The 18,314-nt window shown below is 74.0% G+C and carries 18 protein-coding genes and 1 pseudogene; 15 read left to right on the top strand and 4 right to left on the bottom strand.

Translation table 11 applies throughout. The features are described 5' to 3' along the window. The first annotated feature begins 69 nt into the window (after positions 1-69). The 5 genes from MOV08_RS31460 to MOV08_RS31480 all read left to right on the top strand — a co-directional run bounded on the left by MOV08_RS31460 (position 70) and on the right by MOV08_RS31480 (position 4,892). On the top strand, positions 70-1,173 hold the full coding sequence (locus MOV08_RS31460; protein ID WP_275309733.1) for a segregation and condensation protein A: 1,104 nt from the start codon (positions 70-72) through the stop codon (positions 1,171-1,173). Continuing rightward, positions 1,170-1,853, top strand: coding sequence for an SMC-Scp complex subunit ScpB (gene scpB, locus MOV08_RS31465; protein ID WP_039637674.1), 684 nt, complete (start codon positions 1,170-1,172; stop codon positions 1,851-1,853). The genes MOV08_RS31460 and scpB overlap by 4 nt, the downstream gene beginning before the upstream one ends. Next, positions 1,853-2,971 (top strand): pseudouridine synthase, encoded by a 1,119-nt coding sequence (locus MOV08_RS31470; protein WP_039637675.1) that lies wholly within the window; start codon positions 1,853-1,855, stop codon positions 2,969-2,971. The genes scpB and MOV08_RS31470 overlap by 1 nt, the downstream gene beginning before the upstream one ends. A 108-nt stretch (positions 2,972-3,079) precedes the next feature. Beyond that, entirely contained in the window at positions 3,080-4,078 is a 999-nt protein-coding gene (locus MOV08_RS31475) for an ADP-ribosylglycohydrolase family protein (protein ID WP_239010173.1), read from the top strand. Then, the gene (locus tag MOV08_RS31480; RefSeq protein WP_275309734.1) at positions 4,071-4,892 is read left to right on the top strand and encodes a nucleotidyltransferase domain-containing protein; all 822 of its coding nucleotides are present in this window, start codon (positions 4,071-4,073) and stop codon (positions 4,890-4,892) included. The genes MOV08_RS31475 and MOV08_RS31480 overlap by 8 nt, the downstream gene beginning before the upstream one ends. Before the next feature lie 40 nt (positions 4,893-4,932). Here the strand turns inward: MOV08_RS31480 and MOV08_RS31485 are convergent. Beyond that, a pseudogene (locus tag MOV08_RS31485) lies at positions 4,933-5,603 on the bottom strand (nucleotidyltransferase domain-containing protein). A 140-nt stretch (positions 5,604-5,743) separates the two neighbouring features. On the opposite strand from MOV08_RS31485, the gene aroH reads away from it, so the two are divergent. From aroH to der, 5 genes are all read left to right on the top strand, one after another. After that, entirely contained in the window at positions 5,744-6,106 is a 363-nt protein-coding gene (gene aroH, locus MOV08_RS31490; protein WP_235092975.1) for a chorismate mutase, read from the top strand. Continuing rightward, on the top strand, positions 6,103-7,188 hold the full coding sequence (locus MOV08_RS31495) for a prephenate dehydrogenase (RefSeq protein WP_275309735.1): 1,086 nt from the start codon (positions 6,103-6,105) through the stop codon (positions 7,186-7,188). The genes aroH and MOV08_RS31495 overlap by 4 nt, the downstream gene beginning before the upstream one ends. Before the next feature lie 142 nt (positions 7,189-7,330). Then, on the top strand, positions 7,331-8,065 hold the full coding sequence (cmk, locus tag MOV08_RS31500; protein ID WP_039637682.1) for a (d)CMP kinase: 735 nt from the start codon (positions 7,331-7,333) through the stop codon (positions 8,063-8,065). Beyond that, on the top strand, positions 8,062-8,718 hold the full coding sequence (locus MOV08_RS31505) for a lysophospholipid acyltransferase family protein (protein WP_039637684.1): 657 nt from the start codon (positions 8,062-8,064) through the stop codon (positions 8,716-8,718). Before cmk ends, MOV08_RS31505 begins: the two co-directional genes overlap by 4 nt. A gap of 70 nt (positions 8,719-8,788) precedes the next feature. Beyond that, a complete protein-coding gene (der, locus tag MOV08_RS31510) occupies positions 8,789-10,261 on the top strand; it encodes a ribosome biogenesis GTPase Der (protein WP_039637686.1) in 1,473 nt (490 codons plus the stop codon). 35 nt (positions 10,262-10,296) lie between these two features. Here der and MOV08_RS31515 read toward each other — a convergent pair whose 3' ends face one another. Together MOV08_RS31515 and MOV08_RS31520 are read right to left on the bottom strand one after the other, a co-directional pair. Then, positions 10,297-10,590, bottom strand: a complete 294-nt coding sequence (locus MOV08_RS31515; RefSeq protein WP_239010175.1) for a hypothetical protein — start codon at positions 10,588-10,590, stop codon at positions 10,297-10,299. 170 nt (positions 10,591-10,760) lie between these two features. Then, positions 10,761-11,549: a hypothetical protein gene (locus MOV08_RS31520; RefSeq protein ID WP_039641929.1), complete on the bottom strand. Its 789-nt coding sequence runs from the start codon at positions 11,547-11,549 to the stop codon at positions 10,761-10,763. A gap of 287 nt (positions 11,550-11,836) precedes the next feature. Here MOV08_RS31520 and MOV08_RS31525 point away from each other — a divergent pair, with 287 nt between their 5' ends. The 4 genes from MOV08_RS31525 (at position 11,837) to MOV08_RS31540 (ending at position 15,826) form a co-directional block, all read left to right on the top strand. Beyond that, positions 11,837-12,424, top strand: a complete 588-nt coding sequence (locus MOV08_RS31525) for a LysM peptidoglycan-binding domain-containing protein (protein ID WP_039637688.1) — start codon at positions 11,837-11,839, stop codon at positions 12,422-12,424. Positions 12,425-12,653: 229 nt separating this feature from the next. Further along, on the top strand, positions 12,654-13,913 hold the full coding sequence (locus MOV08_RS31530; RefSeq protein WP_275309736.1) for a glycosyltransferase: 1,260 nt from the start codon (positions 12,654-12,656) through the stop codon (positions 13,911-13,913). 83 nt (positions 13,914-13,996) lie between these two features. After that, positions 13,997-14,863: a hypothetical protein gene (locus tag MOV08_RS31535; RefSeq protein ID WP_039637690.1), complete on the top strand. Its 867-nt coding sequence runs from the start codon at positions 13,997-13,999 to the stop codon at positions 14,861-14,863. Between the two features lie 9 nt (positions 14,864-14,872). Then, a complete protein-coding gene (locus MOV08_RS31540) occupies positions 14,873-15,826 on the top strand; it encodes a helix-turn-helix domain-containing protein (RefSeq protein WP_039637691.1) in 954 nt (317 codons plus the stop codon). Between the two features lie 55 nt (positions 15,827-15,881). On the opposite strand, the gene ctaD is transcribed toward MOV08_RS31540, so the two are convergent. Next, positions 15,882-17,561 (bottom strand): aa3-type cytochrome oxidase subunit I, encoded by a 1,680-nt coding sequence (ctaD, locus tag MOV08_RS31545; RefSeq protein ID WP_039637692.1) that lies wholly within the window; start codon positions 17,559-17,561, stop codon positions 15,882-15,884. 477 nt (positions 17,562-18,038) lie between these two features. Between ctaD and MOV08_RS31550 the strand changes: the two genes are divergently transcribed. Further along, the gene (locus MOV08_RS31550) at positions 18,039-18,263 is read left to right on the top strand and encodes an I78 family peptidase inhibitor (RefSeq protein ID WP_039637693.1); all 225 of its coding nucleotides are present in this window, start codon (positions 18,039-18,041) and stop codon (positions 18,261-18,263) included. The last annotated feature ends 51 nt before the right edge of the window (positions 18,264-18,314 follow it).

Below are 18,314 nucleotides of genomic sequence, written 5' to 3' on the forward strand. Positions count from 1 at the left end.
CTCCGGCGGGGTGTCCCGCCCGTGACCGACCCGCCGCCCCGGCGCGGGACCGCAGCACACTGGACCGCCATGCCGACCGACGCCGCCGACGAGACCGCCCCCGCCCCGCGCCGCACCCGCCGCGCTCTCGGGCGGGGGCCGGACAGCGCCCTGGAGGCCCCTGAGGCCAGCGAGGCCCCCGCGCCGGACGTGATGGACGTGGCGGACGCCGCCGCGGCTCCGGTCGAGCGGACCGCGGAGGCGACCGCGGACGAGGCCGTGGAGACGGCGGAGGCGCCGGAGACAACCGGGGGCGAGGCCGCCGCGGCGCCCTCCGGGGACGGCCGGTTCACGCTCCGGCTGGACAACTTCGAGGGGCCCTTCGACCTCCTGCTCCAGCTCATCTCCCGGCACAAGCTGGACGTCACCGAGGTCGCGCTGTCCAAGGTGACCGACGAGTTCATGGCCCACATCCGGGCCATGGGGCCGGACTGGGACCTCGACCAGACCACCGAGTTCCTGGTCGTCGCGGCCACCCTGCTCGACCTCAAGGCGGCCCGGCTGCTGCCCGTCGCCGAAGTGGAGGACGAGGCCGACCTCGCCCTCCTGGAGGCCCGCGACCTGCTCTTCGCCCGGCTGCTCCAGTACCGCGCGTACAAGCGGATCGCCGAGATCTTCAGCGGGCGGCTGGCCGAGGAGACGCGCTGCCACCCCCGGACCGTGGGGCTGGAGCCGCACCTCGCGGAGCTGCTGCCCGAGGTCGTCCTCGGTATCGGGGCGGAGGGCTTCGCCCGGCTCGCGGCGCGGGCGATGCAGCCCAGGGCGAAGCCGCAGGTCTACGTCGACCACATCCACGCGCCGCTGGTCAGCGTCCGGGAGCAGGCCGAGGTGGTGGTGGCCCGGCTGCGCACGGCCGGCGCCGCCGACTTCCGGGATCTGGTCGCCGACGCCCCCGACACCCTCACCGTCGTCGCGCGCTTCCTGGCCCTGCTGGAGCTCTACCGGGAGCGGGTGGTGGCCCTGGACCAGGAGGAGGCGCTGGGGACGCTGACGGCCCGCTGGACGGGCGTGGAGGGGGCCGCCCCACAGGTCACCGACGAGTTCGACCGGGAACCGGGCGAAGGGCCCGACAAGGACGGCGGCGCGGACGCGACGGACCGCCCGAAGGCGGAGGAACAGGAGGAGCCGGCGTGAGCGGCACGGGATACGAGATCACCGAGCAGGGGCCGGGGGAGCACCGCGCGCCCCAGGAGCCGCCGGCCGGCGCGCTGGGCGTGGCCGATCTGGAGCTGAAGCCCGCGCTGGAGGCCGTCCTCATGGTCGTCGACGAGCCGGCGACCGAGGAGCACCTGGCCAGGGTGCTCCAGCGGTCCCGCCGGGCGGTGGCGCTGGCGCTGCGCGAGCTGTCCGAGGACTACACCCGCCAGGGCCGCGGCTTCGACCTGCGGCTGGTGGCCGGTGGCTGGCGGTTCTCCTCTCGCGCGGCCTACGCGGACGCGGTGGAGGGCTTCGTCCTGGACGGTCAGCAGGCCCGGCTGACCCAGGCCGCATTGGAGACTCTGGCCGTGGTCGCGTACCGTCAGCCGGTCAGCCGTTCCCGCGTCTCGGCCGTCCGCGGGGTCAACTGCGACGGCGTGATGCGCACGCTCCTCCAGCGCGGCCTGGTGGAGGAGGCGGGGACGGAACCTGAAACAGGTGCGATCCTGTACAGGACGACGAATTACTTCCTGGAGCGGATGGGCCTGCGCGGCCTGGACGAGCTCCCTGAGCTCGCACCGTTCCTCCCGGAGGCGGACGCGGTCGAGGGCGACTCCGCGGAAGGCATCCCGTCGTTCGACGTAGACGACAGCGGCAACTCTCAGACGGATCATTGATGCGAAGCAGCGGCAGTAACAGCAGGGGCAGCGGCGGCGGCAGGGGCAACTACCGCGGCGCGGGCAACAAGCGGGACGAGAAGCAGCAGCGCGCGGGCCGCCCCCGTCCCGAGGAGCGCCGCTACGACGTGGGCGGGTCCCAGGGCGGCGACGAGCGACGGGGCGGCGGCAAGAGCGGTGCCCGGGGCGAGGCGGCCCGCGGCGGCGCCAAGGGCGGCCCCCGCACGGGCGCGTCCCGGGGCGGGCGGCCGGGCGGCGCCGGCGGCGCGGGCGGTCAGCAGCGCGGCCGTGGTCAGGGGCCCGCGCGGTCCCGCGAGTACGACGCCAAGATCGAGGAGCGCAACCGCGCCCGCTACGACAAGCCGCAGATCAAGACCCCCAAGACCTTCGGCGAGCAGGAGGGCGAGCGGCTCCAGAAGGTGCTGGCCAGGGCCGGTATGGGCTCTCGCCGCGCCTGTGAGGAGCTGATCGACCAGGCCCGGGTCGAGGTCAACGGCAAGATCGTCACGGAGCAGGGCGTCCGGGTCGACCCGGAGAAGGACGAGATCAAGGTCGACGGCCTGACGGTCGCCACCCAGTCCTACCTCTTCTTCGCGCTGAACAAGCCCGCCGGTGTGGTCTCCACGATGGAGGACCCGGACGGCCGCCAGTGCCTGGGCGACTACGTGACCAACCGGGAGACCCGGCTGTTCCACGTCGGCCGGCTGGACACCGAGACCGAGGGCATCATCCTGCTCACCAACCACGGCGAGCTGGCCCACCGCCTCACGCACCCGCGCTACGGCGTCACCAAGACCTACCTGGCCGCCATCCAGGGCCCGCTCCCGCGCGACCTGGGCAAGCGGCTCAAGGACGGCATCCCGCTGGAGGACGGCTACGCCCGCGCCGACCACTTCCGGGTCGTGGAGAACACCGGCAAGAACTACCTCGTCGAGGTCACCCTCCACGAGGGCCGCAAGCACATCGTGCGCCGGATGCTGGCCGAGGCCGGCTTCCCGGTGGACAAGCTGGTCCGGACGCACTTCGGCCCGATCGCCCTGGGCGACCAGAAGTCGGGCTGGCTGCGCCGGATGACCAACACCGAGGTCGGGATGCTGATGCGCGAGGTGGACCTCTAAGGTCCGGCCCGCCGCGGTCCGTCCGGGCCGGTCGCCGTTTGCGGTGGCCGGCCACCACCCCTTAATGTCATCGTGACGATTAAGGGGTGGTTTTTCATGGGGGCATCGATGACGGCGACCGGATCGCTGGTCGGGCTGGCGCTCGGTGACGCGCTCGGCTTCCCGACGGAGTTCAACGACGTACCGGCGATCCTCGCGAAGTGCGGTCCCTGGCGGGAGATGGACCTGCCCGACCCCGCCCTTGTCACCGACGACACCCAGATGACGCTGGCCCTGGGGCACGGACTGCGCACCGCCCTGGACGGCGGCGGGCTGACCGCCGCCACGCTCGAACCGCCGGTCCGGCGCGCGTACGTGGCCTGGTGGCGCTCGCCCGACAACAACCGGGCACCGGGCAACACCTGCCTCCGCGCCTGCCAACTCCTCAGCGACGAGCACCGGTCCTGGGCCGACGCCAGCCAGATCGGGTCCAAGGGCTGCGGCGCCAACATGCGGGTGGCGCCCCTCGGGCTGGTGCCCGGACTGACCCCGGAGCAGCGCTCCGGTGCCGCCCAGCTCCAGTCCGCGCTGACCCACGGACACCCCACCGCGCTCGCCGCCAGCGACCTCACCGCGTACGCCGTGCGCGCCCTCGCCGACGGCGCCCGCCCCGCCGAACTGCCCGGCCTGCTGCGGGCCCACGCCCACGCCCAGCGCACCACCTACCGCGAGGACTGGCTCGGCGACCTCTGGCGGCGCTCCCAGGACCCGTCGCCGACGGCGTTCATCGCCCGCGGCTGGGACGACTGCCTGGGCGTCCTGGACCGGCTCGACGCGGCGCTCGCCGCACCGGACCGGGAGGCCGACCCGTGCCTGGCCACCGGCGCCGGCTGGATCGCCGAGGAGGCGCTGGCCACCGGCCTGCTCTGCTTCCTGCTCTTCCCCGACGAGCCGGTCACCGCGCTGCGCCGGGCCGCCTGCAGCTCCGGGGACTCCGACTCGCTCGCCTGCCTCGCCGGCGCGTTCGCGGGCGCCGCGCTCGGCGCCGGCGCCTGGCCGCAGGAGTGGACCGCCCGCATCGAGTACCGCGCGGAACTCCTCGCCCTCGGGGCGGCCTGGGATGCCTGAGACGTCCGTGGCCCCCGCCGCCGGCCGGGACGCGGTCCTGCGGGCCGCCGGACTCCCCGCCGTCGACCTGGACGCCCTCCTCGCGCGGCAGCGCGATCCGCTGCTCTTCGCCACGGTCTCCGGCGCCCATCTGTACGGCTTCCCCTCCCGCGACTCCGACGTGGACCTGCGCGGCGTCCACCTGCTGCCGGTGGCCGACCTCGTGGGGCTGCGGGAGCCGGCGGAGACCAGGACGTTGATGGGGGAGCACGACGGCGTCGAGACGGATCTCGTCACGCACGACCTGCGGAAGTTCGTCCGGCTGCTGCTGCGCCGCAACGGCTACGTCCTGGAGCAGCTGCTCTCCCCTCTGGTCGTGCACAGCACGCCCGTCCACGAGGAACTGGTCGCGCTCGCCCCCGGCCTGTTCACCTCCCACCACGCCCACCACTACCGGGGCTTCGCGGGCACCCAGTGGCGGCTCTTCGAGAAGACCGGCGAACTGAAGCCGCTGCTGTACACCCTGCGGGTCCTGCTGACCGGCATCCACCTCATGGCCACCGGCCGGCTGGTGGCCCACCTGCCCACCCTGGCCGGCGGGCCGGACGCCCCCGCCTACGTGTCGGAACTGGTCGCGGCCAAGGAGGCGGCCGAACACGGGCCGACCGGCGACCTGGTGCCCCCGGACCGGCTGCGCGCCGACGTCGAGGCGCTGCACGCCCGGCTGGACGCCGCGCAGGCCGCCACCGCCCTGCCGGACACGCCGGCCGGCCGGGACGCGCTGCACGACCTGGTGGTGCGGGCCCGGCTGGACGGTGCCGCGGCCGGCGGCTGAACGGCCCGACCGATCGGCGCGGTCCGTACGGCCGGCGGCGTCAGCCGCGGAGGGCCGAGGCCCGGCGCGTCCGGTGCAGGAAGTCCGCGACCCGGGCCCGGTCCGGCCCGGCGGGCAGCGGCGAGCCGGGCAGCGCCGCCTCCGCCTCCGCCGACAGCGCCGCCACCCGGTGCTCCACCGCCTCCCAGGGCACCTCGCCGCGGCGCACCGCCAGCAGCTCCTCCCGGGCCGTGCCGACCTCCAGGGTCAGCTCGCCGGTACGCAGCAGGTCACGGGCGCAGGCCAGGAGGCGCAGCAGATGCATCGCCTGCTTCCAGCGGGGTGCGCCGTGCCGCGCCCGGTCGGCCCGCAGCTGCTTCAACCGGCCGGTGGCGTAGCGGACATAGGTGCCGTGCACCTCGCGGGAGAGGAACGCGTCGCGCAGCGCGAGCAGCTCGCGGCCGGTGGCGTCGGCATGTTCCACCAGGGGGGAGTGCAGGCACTCCAGGGCGGTGGGGTTGGCGCGCAGCGCCAGCTCGCAGAACCGTTCCAGCTCCCAGGAGAATTCTCGAACCGCCAGAAGAGGGCGGTGGGCGCGAGATAGACCCCGCGCCGGTCGGTGTCGCTGGCCTCGGTGGCCAGACCGAAGGCGCGCGAGCCCATCACACACGCGTAGACGGTGTGCCCGGTGACGAGTTCATGGCCGGAGGGGGCGGGAGGAGCGGTCGACATGTCAGGGATTGTCGCCGGACGGGGACCCCGGGGGCCACCGGATTCCCCGGAGCTCGGGACACGGTTGTCGGTGGCGCTGGTTACGCTGAGCAGTGCGTACGCGGACGTGTACGCGGCACACGACGCAGGGGAGCAGGGACGTGGCGGTACGGGCCGTGCGCGGGGCCGTCCAGCTGGAGCGGGACGACGCGGAGCACATGCGGGAGCAGGTCGGCGCGCTGCTCACCGCGATATTGGAGCGCAACGGCCTGGCGCCGGACGACCTGATCAGCATGTGGTTCACCGCCACCCCCGACCTGCACAGCGACTTCCCGGCCGCCGCCGCGCGCGCCCTGGGCATCACGGACGTCCCGCTGCTCTGCGCCCAGGAGCTGGACGTGGCCGGTGCCATGGCTCGGGTGGTGCGGGTGCTCGCCCACGTCGAGACCGGGCGGTCCAAGCCCGAGATCGCCCACGTCTACCTCGGCGCGGCCGCGGCGCTCCGGAAGGACATCGCCCAGTGAGAACCGCACTCGTCATCGGAACGGGCCTGATCGGCACCTCGGCCGCCCTCGCGCTCAGCGCCCGCGGCGTGCAGGTCCACCTGGCGGACCACGACCACGCCCAGGCCCTGACGGCCGCCGCGCTCGGCGCCGGCACCGCCGAGCCGCCGCAGGACACCGTGGACCTCGCCATCGTGGCCGTGCCCCCGGCGCACGTCGCGGCGGCGCTGGCCGAGGCGATCCGGCGCGGTGCGGCCCGGGCGTACATCGATGTCGCCAGCGTCAAGGGCGGCCCGCGCCGCGAGCTGGAGGCGCTCGGCTGCGACCTGTCCGGCTACCTCGGCACGCACCCGATGGCCGGCAAGGAGCGCTCCGGCCCGCTGGCCGCGACGGCCGACCTCTTCGAGGGCCGCCCCTGGGTGCTCACCCCGTCCCCCGGCGGCGACACCGAGGTGCTCAACCTCGCCCTGGAGCTGGTCGCGCTGTGCCGGGCCGTCCCGGTGGTGATGGACGCGGACGCGCACGACCGCGCCGTCGCCCTGGTCTCGCACACCCCGCAGCTGGTCTCCAGCCTGGTCGCGGCCCGCCTCAAGGGCGCCGACGAGACCGCCGTCCGGCTCTGCGGCCAGGGCATCCGGGACGTGACGCGGATCGCCGCCTCCGACCCCGCGATGTGGATCGACATCCTCTCCGCCAACCCCGGCCCGGTCGCCGACGTCCTGGCCGAGATCGCCGCCGACCTGGACGCCACGGTCCGGTCGCTGCGCTCCCTCCAGTCCGCCGACGACGAGAAGCGCGGCAGTGGCGCCCACGGCATCGCGGACGTGCTCCGCCGCGGCAACGCCGGCCGCGAGCGGGTCCCCGGCAAGCACGGCGCCGCCCCGTCCGTCTACGACGTCGTCGCGGTCTACATCGGCGACCAGCCCGGTGAGCTGGCCCGGATCTTCGCCGACGCCGGCCGCGTCGGGGTCAACATCGAGGACGTCCGCATCGAGCACGCCACCGGCCAGCAGGCCGGCTTCATCCAGCTGATGGTCGAACCGCAGGCGGTCCCGGCGCTGACCGCGGAGCTGCGGGAGCGGGGGTGGTCGATCCGGCAGTGACACCGTGGACGGCGCGCTGCGGCCGAGCCAGTAACCTTGTCCGAGGCCCCAGTCCCTTCGTCGGCCCCCTCGTCGCTCTCCCGACCGCCGGTCGACGACCGGACCTGGCGCCCTGGACCGCGCCCCGTGTGTATCAAGAAAGGTGTTCGTCACCGTGGAAACCGCCGATCGGACCGCCCCGGCTGCAGTGATTGTCGCCATCGACGGCCCCGCAGGCACGGGCAAGTCCAGCACGTCCAAGGCCGTCGCCGGCAAGCTGGGCCTGGGCTACCTCGACACCGGCGCGCAGTACCGCGCGATCACCTGGTGGATGCTGACCAACGGCATCGACGTCAACGACCCGGTCGCGGTGGCCGACGCCTGTGCCAAGCCCGTGATCGTCTCCGGCACCGACCCGGCGGCGCCGACCATCACCGTGGACGGGGCGGACGCCGCCGGCCCGATCCGCAGCGCGGAGGTCACCGCCGCGGTCAGCGCGGTCAGCGCGGTCCCCGAGGTGCGTGCCGCGATCACCGACCTCCAGCGCAGCATCGCCGCCGAGGCGCCGCTGGGCATCGTCGTCGAGGGCCGGGACATCGGCATAACCGTCCTGCCGGACGCCGATCTCAAGATCTACCTCACCGCCTCAGCGGAGGCCCGGGCGGCCCGCCGCAACGGCGAGCTCAAGGGCAAGGAGGCCGGTGACCTGGCCGCCACCCGCGAGGCGCTGATCAAGCGGGACGCCGCCGACTCCTCCCGCAAGACCTCGCCGCTGGCCAAGGCGGACGACGCCGTCGAGGTCGACACCACCGACCTGACGCTGGATCAGGTCATCGAGTGCGTGGTCACCCTCATCGAGGGTGTCAGCGCCGAGAAGGCGGGGCGGGACATCCGGTGACCGACGGCGGCAGGGCGCCGAGCCCCCGCGGGGCCGCGATCGGCCGGCGGATCGGCATCGGGCTGATGTACGGCCTGTGGAAGCCGCGGGTGCTGGGCGCCTGGCGGGTGCCGGCCTCCGGACCGGTCATCCTCGCCGTCAACCACTCCCACGGCATCGACGGCCCGATGCTGATGGGCACCGCACCCCGACCGGTGCACTTCCTGATCAAGAAGGAAGCCTTCGTCGGCCCGCTGGACCCGTTCCTGCGGGGCATCGGCCAGCTGAAGGTGGACCGCCAGGCAGCCGACCGCAAGGCGATCACCGACGCGCTCGACGTGCTGGCGGGCGGCGGCGTGCTGGGGATCTTCCCGGAGGGCACCCGCGGCGAGGGCGACTTCGCCTCCCTGCGGGCCGGCCTCGCGTACTTCGCGGTGCGCTCCGGCGCCCAGGTCGTCCCGGTGGCGGTGCTCGGCAGCACCGACCGCCCCAGCCGGCTCACCCCGGCCATGCCGCGGCTGCGCGGCCGCATCGACGTCGTCTTCGGCGACGCCTTCGAGGCGGGCGACGGCAGCGGGCGGCGCACCCGTAAGGCGCTGGACGAGGCGACCGTACGGATCCAGGAGCGGTTGACCGCCCACCTGGCACAGGCCCGGCGCCTTACCGGGCGCTGACCGACACTTGAGCAGTGGGCCCTCCACCAAGCGGCCCACCGACCACATGGATGAACGAGGAACGGACTTCATGAACGAGCAGATCCCCGCCGGCGACGAGCACGGTGCGCTTGGCGACGCCGAGTACGCGGAGTTCATGGAGCTCGCCGCGGAAGAGGGCTTCGACCTGGAGGAGGTCGGGGGCGACATCGCCGCGGCCGGCCACGGCCCGCTCCCGGTCCTCGCCGTCATCGGCCGCCCCAACGTCGGCAAGTCGACGCTGGTGAACCGCATCATCGGCCGCCGCGAGGCGGTCGTCGAGGACCGGCCGGGCGTCACCCGCGACCGGGTCACCTACGAGGCCGACTGGAACGGCCGCCGCTTCAAGGTCGTCGACACCGGCGGCTGGGAGCAGGACGTCCTCGGCATCGACGCGTCGGTCGCGATGCAGGCCGAGTTCGCCATCGAGGCCGCCGACGCGGTGGTCTTCGTGGTGGACTCCAAGGTCGGCGCCACCGACACCGACGAGGCCGTGGTCAAGCTGCTGCGCCGCTCCGGCAAGCCGGTGGTCCTGGTCGCCAACAAGGTCGACGGCGCGTCCGGCGAGGCCGACGCCGCCATGCTCTGGTCGCTGGGCCTGGGCGAGCCGTACCCGGTCTCCGCGCTGCACGGCCGGGGCACCGGCGACATGCTCGACGCGGCGCTGGACGCGCTCCCCGAGGCGCCCGCGCAGACCTTCGGCGGCGGCGTCGGCGGCCCCCGCCGGATCGCCCTGATCGGCCGCCCGAACGTCGGCAAGTCGTCGCTGCTGAACAAGCTCGCCCGCGAGGAGCGGGTGGTCGTCAACGAGCTCGCCGGCACCACCCGCGACCCGGTCGACGAGCTGATCGAACTGGGCGGCAAGACCTGGAAGTTCGTGGACACCGCCGGCATCCGCCGCCGGGTGCACCTCCAGGAGGGCGCCGACTACTACGCCTCGCTGCGCACCGCCGCGGCCGTGGAGAAGGCCGAGGTGGCGGTCGTCCTGATCGACGCCGGCGAGTCCATCAGCGTCCAGGACCAGCGGATCATCACGATGGCCGTGGAGGCCGGCCGGGCCCTGGTCATCGCCTACAACAAGTGGGACAACCTCGACGAGGAGCGCCGCTTCTACCTGGAGCGGGAGATCGAGCGGGACCTCGTCCAGATCCCGTGGGCGATGCGGGTCAACGTCTCCGCGCGCACCGGCCGGCACATGGAGAAGCTGGTGCCGGCGATCGAGACCGCGCTGGCCGGCTGGGAGACCCGGATCCCCACCGGGCGGCTGAACGCCTTCCTCGGCGAGATCGTGTCCTCCCACCCGCACCCGATCCGCGGCGGCAAGCAGCCCCGGATCCTCTTCGGCACCCAGGCCGGCACCAAGCCGCCGCGCTTCGTGCTCTTCGCCTCGGGCTTCCTGGAGGCGGGCTACCGTCGCTTCGTCGAGCGCCGGCTGCGCGAGGAATTCGGCTTCGAGGGGACGCCGATCCACATCTCGGTGCGGGTGCGCGAGAAGCGCGGCACCAAGAACAGCAAGAAGAAGTAGCAGCGACGCTCCCGCCCGCGGCGGCCCGGCCGGTGTCAGCGGCCGCCGTGGGGTCGGGAGCCGTCCCGCGGCCCCGGCGGCAGCGCCGCCGGCAACTGCCCCCGCGGCCGGAACGGCTGCCGGCCCACCACCTCCCACTGCGTCGGTGCCGCCGTACCGCCGCCCCAGTTGCCGCCGCGCAACGCCTCCGGGACCTCCGGCTCGTCCGTACGGTCCCCGGGCAGCGCCCGGAAGGCGCGGCGGTACTCGGCGTACAGCGCGTCATAGATCGGCGTGGCCGAACCGCGGTCGACGCCGCGCGGCGCCGCGGCTTCCCGGGACGGACGCATGCCGGGGATGGGGTGCGGGAACGGGGCGCGGGAGGGGGGCTCGTATGCGTGCACGTAGGTGCCAACGACCCCGGTGCCCCCGGGATGCGGCTTTCGGGAGGAAATGGCCGATCGCGGGCGCAATCCCGCCCCGTTGGACGGTCATGCTCCCGCGATCGGATTGCGGACGGTCAGGTTCCGGCCAGCGGCATCGAGGCCGCGACCAGCAGGCCCTTGGCGGCCGCCTGCTCCAGCGCCTGGCGCATCAGGTCCTCGCGTGGCTGATGGCCGATGGTCCCCGAGGGCGCGGCGTACATCAGCACGGTCCGCGCCTTGTTGGCCGCGGTGCGCCAGCCGTCCGAGACGGCCAACGGCTGATGGGCCTGCCACCAGGCGGACTGGCTGCCGGCCGTGCCGGGCTGGAGCACGGCGTGCAGCTTGCCCATGGCCAGCAGCGCGGACCAGCCCTCGATCGGGGCGGGGAGCGTGTTCATGTCCCGCACCGGGGTGAAGCCGTGCTCCAGGAGGAGCGGCAGGAAGTCGTCGTCCAGGCTGGTCGAACCCGGGCGGGCGATCGGGCCGTTGGGCTCCACCACGAGGGCGGGGTGCAGCTCGTCCTTGATCAGCACCAGGCCGCAGGTGATGCCCAGGGTGGCCTGGCGGTCGCTGGTGGGGATCGGGGCGGCCGGGGCACCGGCGGAGTTGTCGCCGGTGATGGAGCGCACGGCCCCGCGGAGCTGCTCCTCGGCGACCGGCACGACCTGCGAGGGGATGCACGTGGCATGGGCGAACGCGAGCACCGCGGTCTCCTCGCCGACGAACAGGACGGTGCTGGTGCGCTCCTGCTCGCTGTTGCCGGGCGTGCGGCACGAGGTGCAGTCGTAGCTGCCGGGGGCGTCTTCTCCGGCCAGCAGGCGGTCGGCCTCTTCGTCGCCGATCTCGGCGCGAACGTCGTCGCTGACGTCGAGCATGCGCGGCACGGGTGGCTCCTCGATCTTCATGAGCGGCTGCCGGGTGGTCTCCCGGCTCGTACAAGGACAACGGGCGACCCCCGGCAGAGTCACGCGCGGACGCGAACAGAATCGAACCATGCGGCCCCTGGCGGAGAACCGGTGAAAAGCCGTCATCGGGATGGTCACGCACCGCCAATTCCTGCGCAGAACCTGGCGCAGGTGGCCGCGTTTTGTACACCGGACGGGGTGGGGTCGTCCCCTGGAAGGGCGCGGCGCGCCAGCGCCCGGCGACCCGCTGCCTACCGTCACCGGCTATGTCGGACATCTCTTCGGCGCCGCGGCGCCGCGTGGAATCCGTCGGGCTGTTGATCGCGGCGGCCGCCGCACTGATCCTGTCCCTGCCCGGCGGCGCCGCCGCCGACGGGGCGCCGGGCGGGGACGGCGGCGGGGACGACGGCGGTCGGCCGTCCTACGCCTGCGCCGACGACCAGTGGCCCTGGGGCTGCCTCGCCGAGTGCGAGAGCGGCGGCGACTGGCACATCAACACCGGCAACGACTACTACGGTGGGCTCCAGTTCTGGCAGCCCACCTGGGAGCGGTACGGCGGCCTGAAGTACGCCGACCGGGCCGACCTCGCCAGCCGGGACGAGCAGATCGAGATCGCCAAGCGGGTCCAGGCCGACCAGGGCTGGGGCGCCTGGCCCACGTGCGCCCGGCGCTACGGCCTCCTCGACGACGTCGACGATCACGGCCACGTCGTCCGCCGCGGCGACACCCTCGCCGGGATCGCGCGCCGGCGCCGCGTCAAGGGCGGCTGGCGGGCGCTGTACGAGGCGAACCGGGAGGCCATCGGGGACGACCCGAGGCACCTGACCGTCGGCATCCGGCTCGCGCTCGACTGAGCCGCGCACGGCGTCCGGGGAACGGTGCCCCGCTCCCCGGAAAGAGTTCCCGCCGTGCCATACCGATGCCCTAACTTTTTCGGCACGACTTGGCCAATACCCCCAACCCCGAAGGCCGTTTTGCGGTCTTACCTTTCAACAGCCTGACGCCGGGCGCCGCCACCAGGGCGGCCGTCCGGATCGCGGGGGGACCAGGAAGAGCGCGAGGGACCAGGGGGCACCGGGACGGATGCACATCTCATTCCTGCTTCACCATGCCTACGGCATCGGTGAGACGGTCCGGGCCACCTTCAGCCTGGCGGACGCCCTCGCCGCCCACCACGACGTGGAGATCGTCTCCGTCCTGCGGCACCGCGACGCCCCGACGCTCGACCTCGACCGCCGGGTCGCGCTGCGGCACCTGGTGGACCTCCGCGAGCACGCCCCGGCCGGGGACCGGACGGACCCGGCGCACACCCGGCCCGCCAAGGTCTTCCCGGCCGCCGAACCGTGCTTCGGCCAGTACAGCGAGCTCACCGACCGCCGGATCGTCGCGCACCTGCGCCGGACCGAGGCCGACGTGGTGATCGGCACCCGGCCCGGCCTCACCGTGCACATCGCCCGGCAGACCCGCCGCGGGCCGCTCCGGGTCGGCCAGGAGCCGCACTGCCTGGCCGCCCACGGCCGGGAGCTGCGGTTGGCGCTGCGCGGCGCCTACCCGCGGCTGGACGCGCTGGTCACCGCCACCGAGGCGGACGCCCGCGCCCACCTGCGCCGGCTGCGGCTGCCCGGCGTCCGCGTCGCGGCGGTGCCCCGCGCGGTCCCGGCACCGCGGCTGGCGCCCGCCGACGGCACCGGCCGGTGGGTGGTCGCCGCCGGCCGGCTCACCCGGGCCAAGCGCTACGACGTGCTCGTCCGGGCCTTCGCCGCGGTGGTCGCCGAACGCCCCGACTGGCGCCTGCGGATCTACGGCGGCGGGCCGGAGAAGCCCGCGCTGCGCGCCCTGATCGACGAACTCGACCTCTACAACCACGTCTTCCTGATGGGACCGGCCGGCCCGCTGGAGTCCGAGTGGGCCAAGGGCGCCGTCGCCGTGGACCCCGCCGACCGGGAGCCCGCCGGGACGGACCTCGCCGAGGCGCTGCGCTGCGGACTGCCCGCCGTCGCCACCGACAGCCCCTACGGGCCGGGCGAGCTCGTCGAGGACGGGGCCACCGGCCGGCTGGTGCCCGCCGGCCACCCCGCGGCGCTGGCCGCGGCCCTGCTGGAGCTGATCGGCGACACCGCCGGCCGGACCCGGATGGGCGCCGCCGCGCTCGCCGCGTCCGCCCGCTTCGACCCGGCCGCGGTCGCCGGGCGGCACGCCGCGCTCTTCGGCGAACTGCTCGACCGGCGGCGCGGCAGCGGACTGCGCGGCTCCCTGCACCGCGTGCGGGGAACCCTGATCGGCGGCGCCTACGCCACCAAGGATGCGGCCCGCGCCGCGGTGAGAGGGGTGCGGACGGTATGAACGCCTCGACGCAGTCACCCGTGACCGGGCCCGGAGCGGCCGACCGACCGCGGCGGACCGCCGCGGCAGGAGGAGGGGCGCCGGTGCCCGTGGACCTGAAGGCCGACTGCATCGCGGACTCCGCGGGCGGCCTCACCTTCGATCTGAACGTCCCCCAGGGCACCGGCACCACCTGGAGCGCGGCCCTGGTGCTGCGGCTGCGGGCCGGCACCGACGACACCGGTGCCGTCGCCGGCGGCACGGACGACACCGCCGCCGACAACGAGGTGCGGCTGCCGCTCGGGCCCAACGGCCCCGGTCGGCTGCGCGCCGTCCTGCCCAGCACCGTCGCGCTGGCCGAGGGCCGCTGGCACGCCTTCGCCGACCTCGGAGACGGCGCCGACCCGCGCCGGCTGCTGCCCGGCGTCAACGATCTGCGGTCGCTGGTGGACCGCCGGCCGCTGGCGGCCATCGGCCGGCTCGGCGTGCGCATCCCCTACGCCACCAAGCTGGGCAACCTCGCACTGCGCAGTTGGCTGCGCGGGCCGCACGCCGAGGCCGGCGACATCCTGGTCGGCCCCGAGGGCATCACCGTCACCGGCCGCCTGTACGGGGCGAGTCCGGCGGCCGGCGCCCATGCGGAGGCCCGCGCCCGCCGTGCCGGTCAGGACCCGGTCGCCGTCCCGCTGACCGTCGAGGGACCGACCTTCCGCTTCACCCTCCCCTACGGGGAGTTGGCCGCCCACTGGCGGCGCGGCAGCGAGCCCTGGGACCTGTGGCTGTGCCCCGCCGAGGACCTGCCGCCGGTCCGGATCGCCCGGCTCCTGGACGACGTCCCGGAGAAGGAGCAGGTGTTCAGCTATCCGGCGCGGCCGGTGCCGGCGCCGGCCGGGGAGCTCAGGATCGGCCCGTACTACACGCTCGACAACGACCTGGCCGTACGGGTCACCGGTCCGGTCGGCCGGGAGTAGGGGCGGCCCGTGGACGGGGAGTGCGGTGCGGCGCCGCTGGGGATCGGGGAGTTGGCCCGCCGCGCGGGGGTGACGGTCAGGACCGTGCGGCACTACTCCGACGCCGGGCTGCTGCCGGAGGCCGGCCGCAGCGCCGGCGGGCACCGCCGCTACGGTCCGGACGCCCTGGACCGGCTGCACCGGATCCGCGATCTGCGGGCCGTCGGGATGCCGCTGCCCGCCGTGGCCCAGGCGCTGGCGGGCGGTTCCTTGGAGCACGCCCTGGCCGCCCAACTCGACGCCGTCGGCGGCCAGCTGACCGCGCTGCGCTGGCGGGAGGCCGCGCTGCGCGCGCTGACCGCCGCCCCCGAGGAGCGCCGTCCGGAGCTGCTGCGCCTGGTGGGCGGTCTGCCGCAGCCGCCCACCAGCGACGCGCTGGTCCGGTTCTGGCACCGGCAGTTGCCCCGTGCGCTGCCGCCCGCGGTGCGCGCCGCCGTGGTCGACGCCGCGGTGCCCGCCCCGCCCGCCGACCCCCGGCCCGCCCAGGTCGTCGGCTACGCCCGGCTCCACGCGCTCGCCATGGACCGCGACGGCGGGCTGGCCGCGCGCTGCCGCCGGGTGCGCGCGGCCGCCGCGCTGCCGGGGGAGACGGACCCGGTGGTGCTCTACGAGGGGCTGGGCGAGGCGTACGCGCTGGCCGGGGCGGCGCTCGCCGCGGGCCGCCGGCCGGCGCCCGGGGCCGAGGTGGACTCCTTCGTGGCCGCGCACGCCCGTGCGTACCGGCGGCGGGACGGCGTCGCCTTCCGCGCCGGGCTGCGGGCGGCCCTGGCGGCCGGCGACGATCCGCGGATGCGGGCGTACTGGCGGTACGCCGGAGAGGTGGCCGGTGGCGAGGTCCCGTCGCTGGGGGCCGCGCACGACTGGCTGGTCGCCGGCCTCGGGGCCGGGGCGCCGACCGGAGCCGGGGAATCCGCCGGGCCCTGACGCCGAGAAGGCGCGGCGCCGGGCCTTTGTGGCCCCGGCCTGGGCCCTGGACGCCCTAGGCCCCGGAGCTCCCGGGTGACGGGATGCCGGTGGGTCGTTCGGTCATCTCCGGGTGGTGCAGGTCGAAGGCTGGGGACTCGGAGCGGATCCGGGGCAGGGCGGCGAAGTTGTGGCGCGGCGGCGGGCAGGAGGTGGCCCACTCCAGGGAGCGGCCGAAGCCCCAGGGGTCGTCCACGGTGACCCGGGCGCCGTAGTGCCGGGTCCGCCAGACGTTGTAGAGGAACGGCAGGGTGGAGGCGCCGAGCAGGAAGGCGCCGATGGTGGAGAGGGTGTTGAGCGCGGTGAAGCCGTCGGTGGCGAGGTAGTCGGCGTAGCGGCGGGGCATGCCCGCCACGCCCAGCCAGTGCTGGACGAGGAAGGTGGTGTGGAAGCCGGTGAAGAGCATCCAGAAGTGGATCTTCCCCAGGCGTTCGTCGAGCATCCTGCCGGTGAACTTGGGCCACCAGAAGTAGAAGCCGGCGAAGGTCGCGAAGGTCACCGTGCCGAAGACCACGTAGTGGAAGTGGCCGACGACGAAGTAGCTGTCGGTGACGTGGAAGTCCAGCGGCGGGGAGGCCAGGATGACGCCGGTGAGCCCGCCGAACAGGAAGCTCACCAGGAAGCCCACCGACCACAGCATCGGGGTCTCGAAGGAGACCGAGCCGTGCCACATGGTCCCGATCCAGTTGAAGAACTTCACCCCGGTCGGCACCGCGATCAGGAACGACAGCAGGGAGAAGAACGGCAGCAGCACCGCGCCGGTCGCGAACATGTGGTGGGCCCAGACCATCGCCGACAGCGCCGTGATGGCCATCGTCGCGCCGATCAGCGTGATGTAGCCGAAGATCGGTTTGCGAGAGAAGACCGGGATGATCTCGGTGATCACGCCGAAGAACGGCAGCGCGATGATGTAGACCTCGGGGTGGCCGAAGAACCAGAAGAGGTGCTGCCACAGCAGCGCCCCGCCCCAGCGGGCGTCGAAGACCACCGCGCCGAACTTCCGGTCCGCCTCCAGCACCAGCAGGGCCGCGGCCAGCACGGGGAACGCCATCAGCACCAGGACCGAGGTGAACAGGACGTTCCAGGTGAACACCGGCATGCGGAACATCGTCATGCCCGGCGCCCGCAGGGTGATGATCGTGGCGATGAAGTTGACCGCGCCGAGGATGGTGCCGAAGCCGGCGAACGCCAGCCCCATGATCCACAGGTCGGTACCGATGCCGGGCATCCGGACCGTGGAGTTCAGTGGGGCGTACGCGGTCCACCCGTAGGAGGGTCCGCCCTCCGGGGTGAGCAGGCCGCCCAGCACCATCAGGCCGCCGAAGAGGAAAAACCAGTACGAGAGCATGTTCAGCCGGGGGAAGGCGACGTCCGGGGAGCCGATCTGGAGCGGCATGATCTCGTTGGCGAAGCCGGCGAAGGCCGGGGTGGCGAAGAGCAGCAGCATGATCGTGCCGTGCAGGGTCACCGCCTGGTTGAACTGGTCGGCGCTGACGAACTGGAGGCCGGGGCGGGCCAGCTCGGCTCGCATCACCAGTGCCAGCAGCCCGCCCACGAGGAAGAACCCGAACGACGTGATCAGGTAGAGGTGCCCGATCTTCTTGTGGTCGGTGGTCGACAGCCAGTCCGCCAGTACCGCCCCGCGGCGTCGGGTCCGGCGCCGCCGGGTGTGCTCCCGGGAGATCTCGCTGACCATCGGCTCCACCTCGCTCGGCGGGGGTGTCTCGGTGCCCGGTCATGATCCTCGGGCGGGGGGCGCAGTGCGAGGGGACGCTCCGGTCCGTTCCGGTGGCATCCGTCCGGTGGTGACCCGGTCCGCGGGGTGATGTGCGGGAAATGTGTGTGGAATGTGTCTCGTTCGCCAATTCCGGGACGGCCGGAAAAGGACGTCGGGTAAGGGGAATCCGGAGGAGTCGGACGATTAATTCCGGCGCGCTGTCCGGCCTTGCCCGAACCGTCGACACACCCTTCCGCAGCTGATCAAGAAGGAATTCCGGCCGCTTTGTTTTCCGCCTGGTCGCGGTGACGCACGGCGCGTAAGGGTGAGGGGGTTCCGGCAAACGCAGGAGCGTTCGCTGTGACACAAGTGTGACCAATGACGGACCGCCACGGCACGGCGATGTGCAGGGGACGGGCCTTCCACGCGCCGCCGCGGGCGCCTACGGTGGCTGCCATGGCACCCGAACCGAACCTTCCCGGCGACCTGCCGGAAATACAGGACGACCCCGAGACGTACGCCGGTCTGACCCAGGAGGCGGCCGAGGAGCGGGCCCGGGCCCGGGGCTGGACCACCGTCCGGGCCGTCCCACCGGGGGCGATGATCACCATGGACTACCTCGTCGGCCGGATCAATTTCGAGGTCAAGGACGGCGTGGTGGTACGCGGCTGGGAGGGCTGACGGACCGCCCCCCGCCCTGCCGACACGGCGAAGGCCCCGGCCGCTCCGAGG

It is taken from the genome of Streptomyces yunnanensis (genome assembly GCF_029011865.1).
Taxonomy (GTDB): domain Bacteria; phylum Actinomycetota; class Actinomycetes; order Streptomycetales; family Streptomycetaceae; genus Streptomyces; species Streptomyces yunnanensis.